The sequence below is a fragment of the Microbispora sp. NPDC046973 genome, from assembly GCF_040644495.1.
GTDB lineage: Bacteria > Actinomycetota > Actinomycetes > Streptosporangiales > Streptosporangiaceae > Microbispora.
The window spans coordinates 1-14,015 of the sequence record NZ_JBEYWQ010000066.1 but is presented as its reverse complement, the minus strand read 5'-3'; the positions used below and the strand labels follow the sequence as shown (position 1 = coordinate 14,015).

The 14,015-nt window shown below is 69.3% G+C and carries 9 protein-coding genes; 2 read left to right on the top strand and 7 right to left on the bottom strand.

Annotation, left to right across the window (positions count from 1 at the left end; all coding sequences use genetic code 11):
- The 7 genes from ABZ860_RS42575 to ABZ860_RS42545 form a co-directional block, all read right to left on the bottom strand.
- The coding region (locus ABZ860_RS42575) for a non-reducing end alpha-L-arabinofuranosidase family hydrolase (RefSeq protein WP_357232482.1) at nucleotides 1–907 on the bottom strand (907 nt) is incomplete at its 3' end.
- Between the two features lie 916 nt (nucleotides 908–1,823).
- Entirely contained in the window at nucleotides 1,824–2,402 is a 579-nt protein-coding gene (locus tag ABZ860_RS42570) for a hypothetical protein (protein ID WP_357232479.1), read from the bottom strand.
- On the bottom strand, nucleotides 2,399–3,019 hold the full coding sequence (locus tag ABZ860_RS42565; protein WP_357232476.1) for a hypothetical protein: 621 nt from the start codon (nucleotides 3,017–3,019) through the stop codon (nucleotides 2,399–2,401). Before ABZ860_RS42565 ends, ABZ860_RS42570 begins: the two co-directional genes overlap by 4 nt.
- Before the next feature lie 178 nt (nucleotides 3,020–3,197).
- Nucleotides 3,198–4,337, bottom strand: coding sequence for a hypothetical protein (locus ABZ860_RS42560; RefSeq protein WP_357232473.1), 1,140 nt, complete (start codon nucleotides 4,335–4,337; stop codon nucleotides 3,198–3,200).
- A gap of 98 nt (nucleotides 4,338–4,435) precedes the next feature.
- Entirely contained in the window at nucleotides 4,436–5,083 is a 648-nt protein-coding gene (locus ABZ860_RS42555) for a hypothetical protein (protein ID WP_357232471.1), read from the bottom strand.
- 167 nt (nucleotides 5,084–5,250) lie between these two features.
- Nucleotides 5,251–10,476, bottom strand: coding sequence for a ThuA domain-containing protein (locus ABZ860_RS42550; RefSeq protein ID WP_357232468.1), 5,226 nt, complete (start codon nucleotides 10,474–10,476; stop codon nucleotides 5,251–5,253).
- Between the two features lie 213 nt (nucleotides 10,477–10,689).
- Entirely contained in the window at nucleotides 10,690–11,973 is a 1,284-nt protein-coding gene (locus ABZ860_RS42545) for an ROK family transcriptional regulator (protein ID WP_357232465.1), read from the bottom strand.
- Nucleotides 11,974–12,214: 241 nt separating this feature from the next.
- Between ABZ860_RS42545 and ABZ860_RS42540 the strand changes: the two genes are divergently transcribed.
- Both ABZ860_RS42540 and ABZ860_RS42535 read left to right on the top strand, forming a co-directional pair.
- Nucleotides 12,215–13,552, top strand: coding sequence for an ROK family transcriptional regulator (locus tag ABZ860_RS42540; RefSeq protein ID WP_357232462.1), 1,338 nt, complete (start codon nucleotides 12,215–12,217; stop codon nucleotides 13,550–13,552).
- Between the two features lie 344 nt (nucleotides 13,553–13,896).
- Nucleotides 13,897–14,015, top strand: a 119-nt coding sequence (locus ABZ860_RS42535) for an ATP-binding cassette domain-containing protein (RefSeq protein ID WP_357232485.1), incomplete at its 3' end; no start/stop codon positions are given.

Genomic DNA, 14,015 nt, shown 5'->3' with positions numbered 1-14,015 from the left:
AGAAGGCGGTCCCGCCCCACTGGTAGGCCAGCACCCAGATGTTCTTGGGAGCGAAGTAGAACAGCGTGGGCGCCACGGTGCCCGAGTTCATCTTGGTCTGGGTGGCCGAGGCCATGTCGGACCAGTTGGTGAACGTGCTGAAGCCCATCGAACCCCAGCTCGACCCGGTGTCGTGCGTCGTCGCGTAGACGAGGTGCTTGCCGTTGTAGACGACGTTGGTGAAGTCCTTGAGCGAGACCCACCCCGACTTCGGGGTCGCCAGCGCGCCCGTCGAGGTCCAGCGGTACGTCGACGGAAGATTGCAGGTGCTGGTCGGCGTCACCGACGGAGACGGGGACGGAGACGGCGACGGGGACGCGGACGGAGATGCGGACGGAGACGCGGACGGGGAACGCGTCGGCGACTGCGTCGGGGAGGGGCTGGGCGAGCCCGGGCTGCCGGTGCAGGCCACACCGTTCAGGGAGAACGAGGTGGGCACCGGGGTGGAGCCGTTCGAGGAACCGTTGAATCCGAAGTTCGTGCTGCCGCCGCTGGGGATGGCGGCGTTGTAGGAGACGTTGGTGGCGGTCACCGACGAGCCGGACTGGGTCTGGGTGGCGTTCCAGATCTGGGTGATCTGCTCGCCCGCGCCGAAGGACCAGGTCAGCCGCCAGCCGTCGACCGCGTCACCGAGGTTGTTGATGGTGACGCTGGCGTTGAAGCCGCCAGGCCAGCTCGAACTGACGGTGTAGTCGACCCGGCAGGCGACGGCCGCCTGGGCGGGCTGTGTGGCCAGCAGGCTGCCGGCCCCGGCCAGCAGGACCGGGATGGAGCCGATCGCGAGGCCGCGGCGCAAGGCCCGCCGGGACGGCGCCGCGGTCGCGGCGGCGGAGGGGCGCGGTGACCGCGCTCGCCAGGGCAGACGCATCTGTATTCTCCTCATCATCATGTCCGGCCGCCGTCAGAGGCTGATGCAGGCAGCGGTCGGGGTGGCCGCGGTGCCGTTCGCGGTGAGCCCGAAAGTGGAGCCGCCGGCGGCGATGGAGCCGTTGTCGGGAAAGCGGACACGCGGGAATCGCTCCGCGTGATCGACGCCGCGTCCTGTGATCAGGGAACGCACACCACCAGGGCGTCGCGAACGGCGGTCCTCACTGCGCACCACCACATGGCAGGAGAAAGCCGCCTCGGGGACACAGTCTGGAAATCACGCCGAAATGTGTCAAGCCCCTTAAGAAAGTTTCAGAGTGACGCTCTCGCGCTCACGGGCGGCCACCCCCGATAACGCCTGATGAGCCGCACGCCCGTACGCCGCCTCTCCATGGGCGGAAGGTGCGGTCCTTGACATCGCCTCTTCGTCTCGTATTGGCTCCGACCTGCCACCACAGCCATCCGACCACAGAGAAGGAATCGCGACAGGGACAATTGTTAGCGTTAACAGTCGACCTGCGGCCACCAGTCGGCGGCCATGGTGCGGGGCGGTCCGGCGGGCAGACACCACGTCCCTGGAGCCGCCCTCCCGGAGAGTCACCGATGAGGAGGTTCACGGCGGCAAAGACGAACGTCCCGGACGGCCGCCGTCGTCGCGCGTGTCATCACCGGCGCAGCGGCGGGCTCTCAAGACGTGACATGACGGATACTCCCGGACCACGCCGGCGGCGTACGGTCGCGGGGTGGCGTCGCCTGCGGTTCGCTGCTCACGCCGGTCGCACCCATCGCGCTGAGCCGGGTTCTTCCGGCTGAGCGGGGGTTCTTCGTGTCCCACCCATTCCCGCAGCTCCGGTGTGCCCATGGGGGCACACCGGAGCTTTCGAGGGGTCGGGCGGCATCCGGCAGCCGGATCTCCGTCAGCGCCGGGCGCTCGCCCGGCTGCGCCAGGCGAGGCCGATCCAGGCCGCGATCGCGAGGAGCGCCACGAGGGCGATGATGCCGAGCTTGAGGGGCATCCCCATCGCGCCTTCGTCGTCCGCCGCCTCCGTCGCCGCGGCCTTGTTCTGCGCGGGCGCCGTCGCCTGGCCCGATGCGGGCCCGGTCGCCGCCACAGGCGAGGCGGCGATCACTCCCGCCTTCACCTTCACCGTCGCGTGCGCCTTGGAGGGCTCGGTCGCGGTCACGGTGACCCGCCACTCGCCGCTCGGCAGCGGCTCGGCGGAGTGGTAGAGATTCTGGCCCTCGGGCGCCGACCTGAGCGGCACCGGCCCGAAGGAACGGCCGTCGGCCGAGGTCGCGGTCAGCGTCGCGTCGACGATCTCCATGACGGGATGGCCGTCCTTCTTGTACGTCGCCAACACGTTGACGTTGTCGGCGCCGTCCCCCGTCACCTCCAGCTTGATGGCTCCGCCGTGGGCGGAGGCCGCCGGTGCGCCGAGCATCAGCACGAGCCCGGCCAGCAGGACGGTAAGAACATATGTCAGTGTCTTGTTCACGAGTCGTGACTCCCCTCGGGTTCGGCGTCGGGGGTGAGTGCCCCCTCGCCGGGTGATGTCGGCAGGAACACGTGCTGGTGACCGTAGCCCGCGTCGACGTTCACGGCGTCGAGGGCGGTGGCTCCGACCGACCAGGTGAAGATCGCGTCGGCGCGTTGCCGTACGACCAGGTCCATCGCGGTGGTGCGGGCCGGCCCGGTGAGGTCTCGCGCGGCCGCGTAGGTGTCGACGGTCGTGGCGATCTGCCGTACGGCGGAGGCGAGGCTCGACCTCGCCACGTTGGTGGCGGTCTCACCGGACGGCGGGTCGGCGAAGCCGTCGACGGCCGCGGTGGCCGCCTTCCGCCAGTTCTCGACGTCGGCAGCGGTCACCACGGCCGGCCCGGCGGTGCCGTCGGCGGGCATGGCCCGGTTCAGTCCCTCGAGCACGGGGACGAGCCGGTCCCGCGTAGTGCGGGCCAGCTCCGTCAGGGTCTTGATCTGTGTCTTGTCCCGGAGGGCGGACTCGGCGCGGATCTGGTCGGCCATTTGCTCGATCGAGCTCGGCCGGGTCGCTCCGAACACCACACCGCCGGCGACGATCGCGCCGAGCGCGAACGCGACCGTGAGGGCGAGCACGCGGCCCCAAATCGGACGCCGGACCGGGGTCGGTTGCCTGGGTCGGTTGATGTCGCCACCTCCTGAGGGGCGGATGTCGGTGATCGGAGTGGGACGGCGGCCGCCGCGACGCGTGCCGGGGCCGGCCTGCCGGTGGTTCAGAGGGGTGGGGGATCGCTTGGCCCGCGCACCCCGATGCTCACGTGCCGAGGGGGGTGCCGCGGCTGTTGAGGAGGAGGAGTTTGTTGGTTCGTTTGCGGCGTCGGGTGCTGGTGAGGCGGATGGTGAGGAAGGCGAGGATGAGGAGGGTGAGGAGGGTGAGTTGGGGCCAGGGGATGGCCCACAGGGTGGTGTCGATGGCGATGCGTTCGGCGGTGACGCCGGGGAGGGGTTTGCCGGCGGGGGAGGGGATGGCCATGATCGTTGTGCCGATGGGGCCCAGTGGCCAGGTGCCGGTGATGTGTGCGGTGAAGGTGCGGCTGCCGCCGGGCATGATTTCCCGGGCTTTGGCTTCGGAGGTGTCGTTCCAGCCGGTTTGGCCGGTGAGGGTGGAGGTGAGGATGCGGCTGTCGGGGGCCAGGCGGAGGTTGCCGGTGTTGGCGAGGGTGTAGGTGACCTCGACGGTGCCGGGGGTGAAGGGGTTCCAGGACCAGGTGTAGTCGGTGTGGACGTCGGTGACGGCGACTTTGGCGGTCAGGGTGCCGGTGACGCGGATGTTGAGGCGGACGCCTACCCGGTTTTGGACGCGGACCTGGCCGGAGATGGTGTCGATGGAGGCGGTGACGCCTGCGGGGTGGTCTCCGGGGGTGGCGTTGGGCGGGATGGACACGGACACCGGGACGACGGCGGTGGCTCCGGCGGCGATGGTGACTTTGTCGGGGACTTTGATCCATGCGCCGCCGTCGGTGGGGGTGGCGTCGGAGGGGCGCATGTCGAAGTATCCCTTGGCGGTCAGGTAGCCGTCGTTGGCGTCGATGGCGAAGTCGACCGGTTGGGTGGAGCGGTTGATGACCGCGATGTGTTCGGTGACCTGTTGTCCGCCGGACAGTTCGATGTCGATGACGCTGCGGCCGTCGGGGCCGTTGGCGTTGGCGGGGACGACCGACCAGGTGGTGTCGGCGGCGGCGGGGGCGGCGGAGACGACCAGGGCGACCATGGCGGCCAAGACGGCGACCGAGGCGGTCACGCAGACGGCCTGGAAGACGGCGAGCACGGCGCGGACGGCGCGGGCGGCCAGCAGGGCGCGGACGGCGCGGACGGCCAGCACGGCGCAGGCGGCGCGGGTGGCCAGCACGGCGCGGGGGGCGTGGGTTTCTCGTGGTCGGCGCGTGGTCGGCACGGGGGTCTCCTGTGTGGTCGTGGGCGTCCGGGACGGGTGCCAGGCTGGCACAGGGTTCCGGACGCCCACCGTGGGGGTCGGTGTCCTGCCCGTGGGGTTCAGGACTGGTTGAACAGTGACAGGGTGAGGGTGGAGTGGTATTCGCCGGCGGCGACGTCGACGGGGGTGCGCAGGGCGAGGTCGGCGTTGACCTTGGAGGTGCCGATCTCGTCGGAGGAGTTGGCGGTGGAGACCAGTAGTTCCTGGCCCTTCAGGCCGACCTCGGGGGCGCCGGTGCCGTCGGAGACGACACTGGAGACCGGCTCACCGGCCGAGACCGCGCCGGTGGAGGAGTCGGTCAGCAGGCGGGGCTTCCAGCCCAGGTATTCGGGGCCGATGGTCTTGGCCGGGTTGTCGGTCGCGGTGAACTGGCTGGCCTGGCCGACGACGGCCCAGTACTCACCGGCGGGGATGTCTTCGGGCTTGCGGGTGTCGGACACCGTCACCGTCGGCAGGGTGCCGACGAACTGGCGGGCGGCGGCGTCGGAGCCGTTTTCCTGCAGGGAGACGCCGGTGTTGTCGGCCACGGTCATCGACAGCTGACCTGGGGTGGTGGTGGGCTCGATCTTCACCGACACGTCGATCCCGCTGCTGCTGCCGTTGCCGGGGTCGTCGTCGGCCGCGGCCGGGCCGGCCACGCCGACACCGGCGAGCGCGACGCCGAGCACGGACGCGGCGATTATCTGGGTGGTCTTGTTGATTCTCATGTGTTCACTCCATCTATGGGGGGCGGGGCCGGCCGGCTGATCGGCCGGCCGGCCCCGGTGGTGCTGGTGCCTTCCTTACGGCGGTGTCCCCGGCACGTGGGCCGTGGTCACCGCCGGTGCGGTCAGCGCCGGTGCGGTCAGCGGCAGCTGACCGCGGTGTGAGCAGCTCAGCCGCAGCTGAGCGCCGTGTAGTTGGCGTCGTAGGACGTGGTGACCTGCTTGCCGTCGATCGTCGCGGTGCCGGTCACGGTGACCTTGCCGGCGTCGATCTTGGCGGTACGGGTGTTGAAGGACTGGTAGGCCTGCTTGCCCGGGGCCACGTCGGCCACGGTCTTGTTGCCGAACGGGGTGGTCAGCGTGATCGTCGCCGGCACATCACCGTTGTTGACGGCCGTGACCGCCAGGTACGCCGAGGTGCCGATGCAGCGCGGCGCGGCCGTCACGGTCAGCTTGACCTGCGACGAGGACGACGAGGAGATCGTCAGCGTGAGCGTCTTGGCCTCCTCGGCGTTGCCCGCCTTGTCGGTCGAGCGGTAGGCCAGCGTGTGCTGCCCCTCGCCGCTGACCTTGACCGGCTCGGTGTAGGCGGTCCAGTCACCGCCGTCGAGCTTGTACTCGGTCTTGGCGACCCCGCTGCCGCCGGTCTCGTCGACCGCCTTCAGCGTGACCGTGACCGGACCGGTGAACGAGCCGCCCTCCGGCTGCGCCGGGTCGGTCGTCGCCGTCGTCACCGGAGCGGTCTTGTCCTCACTTCCCGCCTTGATCAGCTTGAAGTAGTCGAACTTGACCGTCTTGGACGCACCCTGGTTGGTGCCGATGGTGTAGACGCCGATCTTCGACGCGTTCGCCACGGCGCTGTTCTTCACCACGGCGGTCGTGCCGTTCGTGGCGAGGTCGGTCCAGGTGGTGCCGTTCGAGGAGTAGGAGCCGGTGAAGCTGTCTCCCACCTTCTTCAGGCGCAGCCAGTACGGCCCGGCCGTGAGGTTGTTGACCTGCGGCTGCGGGTTCTGCACGGTGCCGCCGACCTCGCTGCGCAGCTCGATCGTCCGCGCCACCGTCGACCCTGCGGCGTTGGTGGTGAGGAAGTCGAACTTCACGTAGTTGTCGTCGTCGCCGTACACCATCAGGCCGCCCTGCTGGTACTGCTCGCTGAGGGCCGAGCCGTCGACCTTGGTCTCCAGCGTCCAGTCACCGCTCGGCGCCGTCTGCAGGATGAAGTTCTTCGGGCCGCTGTTGGTCGTCCCGTAGATGTCACCCGTCGTGGTGTCGAGCTCCAGGTTGCCGTTGCTCACGCGCGCCGCCGTCGCGTCGTAACGCACGTTCGCGTTCCAGCGGCAGGTGTCGAGCGTGGTGCCGTCGAACTGGTCGTCCGGCGCCGGCGCGGTGGCCGTGTCGTCCGGCGTGATCTGGAACCAGTCGAACGCCGCGTCCGTCACCGGGTGGTTGGCGCCGGCCAGCGAGATGAAGCCGATCTTCGGGTTGGTGATCCCGGCGAGCGGCTTGGTCTCCGACATGGCGGTGAAGTTGGTGCCGTCGGAGGAGTAGTGAGCGGTGATGTTGGTGCCATCGCTGATGAAGCGCACGTACACCGTGTCGGGGTAGGAGTCCCCGAGGTTGGCGGTGTTGCTCGCCGTGACCTCGTTGGGGGCGCCCTTGTCCTCGCGGATGAACTGGAAGATGCGGCTGGCGTGGTCCGGCCCGGAGGTCGAACGGCCCTCCAGCACCATCTTGGCGTAGTTGTCGTCGTCGCCGTACAGGACCAGGCCCGCCTGCTGGTAGGCGTCGGTCGCCTTCAGCGTCAGCTTGGCCGTGGCCGTCCAGGCGCCCGACGGCGCCGGCTGCACGACGATGTTCGGCGTGTTGCCGCCCGTGCTGTAGATGTCGGTGGTCGACGTCGGGATGATGAGGCTGCCGTCGGCGACGCGCAGGTCCTGGTTCTCCCGGATCACCGACCAGCGGTTCCGGTCGAGCTGGGTGCCCAGGAAGTCGTCCGAACGGCCGCTGAAGCACACCGTGGTCGGCGTGTTCACCTTGATCGCGATCTGCTGGGTCGAGGCCGCGCCCTTGGAGTCGGTCACCGTCACCGTCGCGGTGTAGTTGCCCGGGGCGGTGTAGGTGTAGCTCGCGTTGGCCGTCGTCGGCTGCGGCGCACCGCTGGCCCCGAAGTCCCACTTGTAGGTGAGCGGGTTGTCGCCCTCGGGGTCGGTGGCCGTCGCCTTGAAGTCGACCTTCAGCGGAGCGGTGCCCGTGGTCGGGGTCGCCGACGCGGTCACCGTCGGGCGCTGGTTGTCCGTGGCGCCCTTGCCGATGAAGTCGACCCAGTTGAAGTTGGCCAGGTTGGCGTCGTTGGCCGCGCTGGCCGGCTTGCGCACCACGAAGAAGATCGGGCCGCTGGTCGTCGGAACGTTGTTCAGGTTGACCGTGAAGTCCTTGAAGGTCTGCCAGTCGCCCGTCGGAGTGACGTCCGCCGAACCGATCAGCGTGCCGTCGTCAGGGTTGCCGACGCGGATCTGCACGGTGCCGCCCGCGCCGGCCGAAGAGGCCCGCAGCCGGATCGCGCTGATGTTGGTCAGGTTCACCGGGTCGAACGACCAGTAGTCGCCGTCCTGGATGAATCCGATGTTCTTCGCGCCACCCGCGGAGTCGGTGGTGTCCTCGACCTGGACGCCGGCGGCGTCCGTGCCGACACCGCCGGTCACCCGGCCGGTCTGCGAGAAGTGCTCGGCCTGCTTGCGCTTGGGCTGCAGGATGACCTGACCCCGCCCGGTCAGCGGCTTGGCCCCGCCGGCGCCCTGGTCGGTGTAGCTGGCCTCGATCACGTAGAACAGGTTGTCGTACTCACCGTGGCCCGAGGCGGCGGTCTGCACCGTGGCCTCGCAGCCCTTCATCTGGTCGAGCGGGTGACCGTGGGTGTCGTGGCCCAGGATCGCCTGGATCTGCACCTTGTCGCAGTCGACCGTGCCGTCCTCGGCGTCGGTGACGGTGACCTTGAACTTCACCTGGTCGCCGAACTCGAAGAACGAACCGTTCGGCGGCACCTCGACCTTGACGACGGGCTTGCTGTTGCCCGCGTTGATCGTCACGCTCGCCTTGCCGGTCACGCCGTCGGGGTTGGTGATGGTCAGGACGGCGCTGTACTCGCCGGCCGTGGTGTAGGTGAAGGAGGGGTTGGCCTCGGTGGAGTCGGTCTTGCCGTCGCCGTCGAAGTCCCAGGCGTAGGTGATCGCCTTGCCGTCGGGGTCGCGCGAGCCCTCGCTGGAGAACTGGACGGTCAGCGGCAGCGGGCCGTCGGTCTTGTCGGCCGTGACGCGGGCGACCGGCGGGCGGACGCCCTTGGTGTACTCGATGCGGTAGACGCCCGAGTCGGCGTTGTCGCCGCCGAAGCCCGAGCCCCACTCGATCAGGTACAGCGCGCCGTCGGGACCGAACTTCATGTCCATCGGCTTGAGGAACTTCAGCGTCGTCATGATCTTGTTCATCTCGACGAGCTTGGAGCCGTCCTCGTTGAGCTGGAAGGACCACAGCGCGTTGTTGTTCCACTCACCGAAGACGGCCTTGCCGTCCCAGTACGCCGGCCACTTGATGTTCGACTGCACGTTCGCGTCGTAGCGGTAGACCGGGCCGCCCATCGGCGCGCCGCCGCTGAGCTCGGGGAAGTTGTTCGCGTCGGCGGCGTAGTGGTACCAGATCGTCGCCGGGGTCACCGGCGGCAGGTTGGTCAGGCCGGTGTTGTTCGGCGAGTCGTTGACCGGAGCCGCGCAGTTGAACGCCGCTCCCGACTGCTTGGTCGCGAAGTTGTAGTCGATGTACGGGGTGTTGTTGCCGATGCAGTACGGCCAGCCGTAGTTGCCCGGCTTGGAGATCAGGTTCCACTCGACCGTGTTCTGCGGGCCACGGGTGGCGCTGGCGGAGTTGGCGTCGGGGCCGTACTCGCCGAGCATGACGTTGCCGGTCTTGGGGTCGAGGCCGATCCGGAACGGGTTGCGGAAGCCCATGCCGTAGATCTCCGGCTTGGTCTTGGCCGTGCCCGGAGCGAACAGGTTGCCCGACGGGATGGTGTAGGTGCCGTCCGCCTCGGGGTGGATCCGCAGCAGCTTGCCGCTCAGGCTGTTGGTGTTGCCCGCGGAGCGCTGGGCGTCCCAGTTGGCCCGGCCCGACTGCTCGTCGATCGGGGCGTAGCCGTCGGAGGCGAAGGGGTTGGTGTTGTCGCCCGTGCCCAGCCAAAGGTTGCCGGTCTTGGGGTCCATCACCAGGCCGCCGCCGTGGTGGCAGCATTCGGCCCGCTGCACCGGCACGTCGAGGATCTTCTTCTCGCTCGCCAGATCCACGGTGTCACCGGTGACCGTGAACCGGCTCAGCCGGTCGACGTTCTCCGAGCCCGACGGCGAGTAGTACAGGTAGATCCACTTGTTGGTGTCGAAGCCGGGGTCCAGCGCCATGCCGAGCAGACCGCTCTCGTTGGCGGTGAACACGTCGAGGTGCGCCGCCTGGACCGTGCCACCACTGGGCTTGATGATCCTGACGTCGCCGAGCCGGTCGATGTAGAAGACCCGGCCGTCCTTGGCGACGTCCAGCATCATCGGGTTGGAGGTCTCGGTGTCGAGGGCCACCTTCTCGTAGCTGCTGCTCTGGGAGGCCGAGCAGTCGGCCTTCTCCACACCCGCGGCGGTCTTGATACCGCCCAGGAGCAGCTTCAGGAAGTTCGCCTCGCTGTAGTTCTCCTTCATGTGGCCGAGGCCGGTGTACCACGAGCGGCCACCGTCATAGTCCTGACACCACGTGTTCGGGTGGTCGGCGCCCATCGTGGCACCGGTGTAGGACTTCTCGTCCATCGACGTGAGCACGTGGACCGTGCCACGCGGGTTCGTCTGGTAGTCGTACCACTCGTCCGTGCGGGACCAGGTGGTCGGCAGGCCCTTGGTCGACGGGTGCGCCGGGTCCTCGACCTTGACCGTGGCCTGCTGGATCGCCGGGTGCTGCTTGAAGTACGCACCCACCAGCTTGCCGTACCACGCCCAGTTGTACCCGCTGTCGGCGGCGGCGTGGACGCCCACGAAACCGCCGCCCTTTTCGATGTACCGCTGGAAGGCGTCCTTCTGCTCCTGGGTGGAGACGGGGTCGCCGGTCGTGGACATGAAGATCACGGCCTGGTACTGCGCCAGGTTCTCGTCCGTGAACTGCGTGCTGTCCTCGGTGGTGTCGACCGCGAAGTTGTTCTCCTGACCGAGCTTCTGCACGGCCGCGATGCCCTCGGGGATCGAGTCGTGCCGGAAGCCGGTGGTCTTGGAGAAGACGAGCACTTTGAAGTCGGGCGCCGCCGCCGTGGTGGCGGCCTCGGCGCTCACCGGCGCCGAGAAGAGCGTGATGACGGGGGCGACGAGGGCCAGGGCCATCGTCGCCGCGGTCCGACGTCTCGGACGTCGTCCGTTTTCTGGCAGGGCCGCATTGAACGGCCTGGCCCACGTTCGATGACGTGGTGACATGGAAGACCCTTCCTGACCGGGGGGACGTCAGGCAAGGCGCGCGCCGCCGCGCTTATTGCCACTGGGGTTGTAGCGGATATTGCGGGTGCTGGAGGGTGCCGTCTCCAGGTCTGTGGGGGCCGGTCAGTAGGCTGCCGGCCGGGGTAATGGATCCATGATCGCCGCCGGGTCGTCGATGATGTGGTTGACGACCATGCTCGCGGCGCCGCGGGACGCGGCGCCGAAGCCGAGCGTGGAGGCGACGAACCGGCACTGGGCGGCGGGGGCGGCGACCACGAGCCGCTGCAGCTGATCCTGCGCGTGCGGCAGCAGCCACTGGGCCAGTGAGGCGAAGTAGCCCCCGATGACGATCACTCGCGGGTTGAACAGGTTGGCAAGGATCGAGCCGCCGAGCCCGAGCCATTCGCCGACCTGTGCCACCGCCATCATCATCCGCCGGTCGCCCGAGGCGAGGCCCCTGGCGATGTCGGCCACCCGTTCACCGGGGTCGGGCACGGGCATGCCGGGCAGCCCGTACGCCTGCTCGGGCATGGCCGCACGTACGAGCGCGGCCAGCCCGACCTTGGTCTCCCAGCAGCCGATGCGGCCGCAGCCGCACTGGTCGCCGTTCGGGTCGATCCGCAGATGTCCGACCTCGCCGGAGAAGCCGTCCGCTCCGCGCAGGAGCTTGCCGCCCGAGATGATGCCGCCGCCCACGCCGACCTCGCCGGTGAGGTAGACCAGGTCGGGAGTGCCGGCGGCGACGCCCGAGGTGAACTCGGCGAGCGCGGCGAGGTTGGCGTCGTTGTCCACCCGCACCGGCACGTTCAGCGGCCCGAGTATGGAGCTCAGCTGGTCGGCCAGGGGCAGGTTGTGCCAGTAGAGGTTCGGCGCGAGTGTCACGACCCCGCGAGTCACGTCCACGAGTCCGGGTACGGCCACCGCGATGCCGGCGGGGACCGCTCCGGCCCGCCGCATCGCCTCCACGGCCTCCTTGGCCACGAGCCCGAGGCGGCGCACGGAGCTGTCCGGGCCGCTGCCCATCGTGTCGTAGACGACCCGGCGCTCGACCAGGACCCGGCCGCTGAGGTCGGTGCCGTGGACCGCGATGTAGTCGACATTGATCTCCATGCCCAGGGCGCCGACGTGGGCGCCGTGCAGCGCCACCGCCCGTCTGGGACGCCCGATCGCACCGACATGCTCGACGCCGACCTCCCGCACCAGCCGCCGTTCCAGGAGTTCGGCCATGAGGTTGGAGACGGTCGCCCGGTGCAGCCCGGTCGCCTCCGCGATGTCGGCCCGGGACAGGGAGGTGTGGTCGCGCAGCTCGCGCAGCACCAGCGAGAGGTTCGCCCTGCGGAGCACGGCGGGACCCGCGGGCGGAACGGCGCCGCCCGGGGCGCGGGTGAGTTGCGGCTCCTTCGTCACCCGCGCACCTGCCTTTTGTTTGTCTCTGAGATCAATTAATGAGGGTTGTAACACGCCGATGTCCGACTGTGCACCCCCAAACCGCGTAACGAGTTGGCATCGCTAGCATTTATGCACTTCAAGGGCCATTCCGGACACGGTTATCGTAACGTTACGTAACTTGCAACCGGTTTCACTCTTGTCGGACGCGGACGGGACTGCCTTTAATTCGGCCAGCCATGCGAACTAATTGAGGAGCGGCGTGGACCACAGCAGGGCCGACGGCCACACGACCGACTCGATGAGTCGCGGCGGGTCCGCGGGAGTTCCCGCGGACCAGGCCACCGTGCGCCGTTCCAACCTGGCCCTGGTGCTGCGCCATGTGAGTACGTACGGCCCGTGCTCGCGGTCGGCCGTCGCCGTCGCGACCGGGTTGAACAAGACCACCGTCACCAGCCTGGTGAGCGAGCTGCAGGCACGCGGACTCGTCAAGGAGACGGGGCCGCAGCACGCGGGCTCCGTCGGCCGCCCGAGTGTCGCGCTCGCCCTGGACGGCTCGCGGGTCGGCGCCCTGGGCGTGGAAGTCAACGTCGACTACATCGCCGCGATCGCCACCGACCTGGCCGGCAGAGTTCTCATCGACCGGCGCATCGGCTTCGACGCCATGGGATCCGGCCCGGATCGTTCACTGGACGAGCTGGTCCGCGTGGTGGAGAAGACCGTCGCCGATCTCGACCGGATCGGGATCGCTCTGGCCGGGATCACCGTGGCGGTCCCCGGCCTGATCGACACGACCGGCACCGTGGTCGTCGCCCCCAACCTCGGCTGGCGCGGGGTGGCGGTGGCGGAGCGGCTGTCCCACGCCGACATCCATGGGGACATCCCCATCACGGTGGACAACGACGCCAACCTCGCCGCCCTGGCCGAGTACACCTCGGGCGTCGCGGCGGGCACCGCCGACCTGGTCTACCTCACCGGCGAGGTGGGCGTCGGCGGCGGCGTCATCTCCGGCGGCCGGCTGCTGGGCGGAGCGGACGGATTCGCCGGGGAGGTCGGCCACGTCATGGTCGATCCCTCCGGCGAGCGGTGCCGCTGCGGCCGTATCGGCTGCTGGGAGACCAAGGTCGGACTGGCCGCGCTGGTCCGCATGGCCACACCCGACCGCGCGTACGGCATGGGCCCCCAGGTCGTCCGCGACCCGGAGGAGCGGCTGGCGGAGATCGAGCAGCGGCGGGCCGAGGGAGACCCCCGCGTCGACGCCGCGGCCGCGGAGGTGGGCCGCTGGCTCGGAATCGGGGCGGCCATGCTGGTCAACCTCTTCAACCCGCGGGTGATCGTGCTGGGCGGGTACTTCGTCAGGCTCGCCGACCGGATCATCCCCGCGGCGCAGCAGGAGTTGGCACGCCTCGGCATGAGCGGCGCCGTCGAGCGCTGCCGGTTCGCCGCCTCCGACCTCGGCTTCGGCGCCGCCTCACGTGGCGCGGCCGGAGTCGTCGTCGAACGAGCCCTGTCCGACCCCACAAGCATCGCGATCCGAACGTCTCCGACCATCGGAGTGATCGAGGGAACCCCGATGGCCCGATTGCCCCACTCACCCTGACCCGCGTGCCCGCCACGCGGTCCCGACCTGTCGCCTGCCGGTTCTAGACATCCCGTCCGCTTGACCGTCACGTTGCGCATGCCTCGGCACATCCCCGCCCACCCGGTGCCGCGGCCATGGCGCATGCGGTCAGGCGGACGGGAACCCACATGCCTTTTTTCCACCAGAACGTCCCGCCCGCCTGATCGGCCGTCCGGAGCCGCACCGGCATCGTTGACGCCGACCTCGATGCCGTCGCGGCGGTGCCAAACCGGCGCCGTCAGGCGGGCGGGGCCACGGCCGCACCGTACTCCAGGGAGGCTCCTGTGCCGCGGTCCCCATCGGACTCGTCATCTCTGCTCGTGATGCGAGGAATCGTCAAGCAATTTCCCGGCGTGCGTGCGCTGGACGGCGTGGACCTTGAGGTCAGGGCCGGGGAGGTGCATTGTCTGCTCGGCCAGAACGGTGCCGGGAAGTCCACGCT

What these genes read in the sequence shown, in the direction of transcription:
- ABZ860_RS42555 (WP_357232471.1), bottom strand. Translation starts at nt 5,083, where the DNA reads ATGAGAATCAACAAGACCACCCAGATAATCGCCGCGTCCGTGCTCGGC.
- ABZ860_RS42550 (WP_357232468.1), bottom strand. Translation starts at nt 10,476, where the DNA reads ATGGCCCTGGCCCTCGTCGCCCCCGTCATCACGCTCTTCTCGGCGCCG.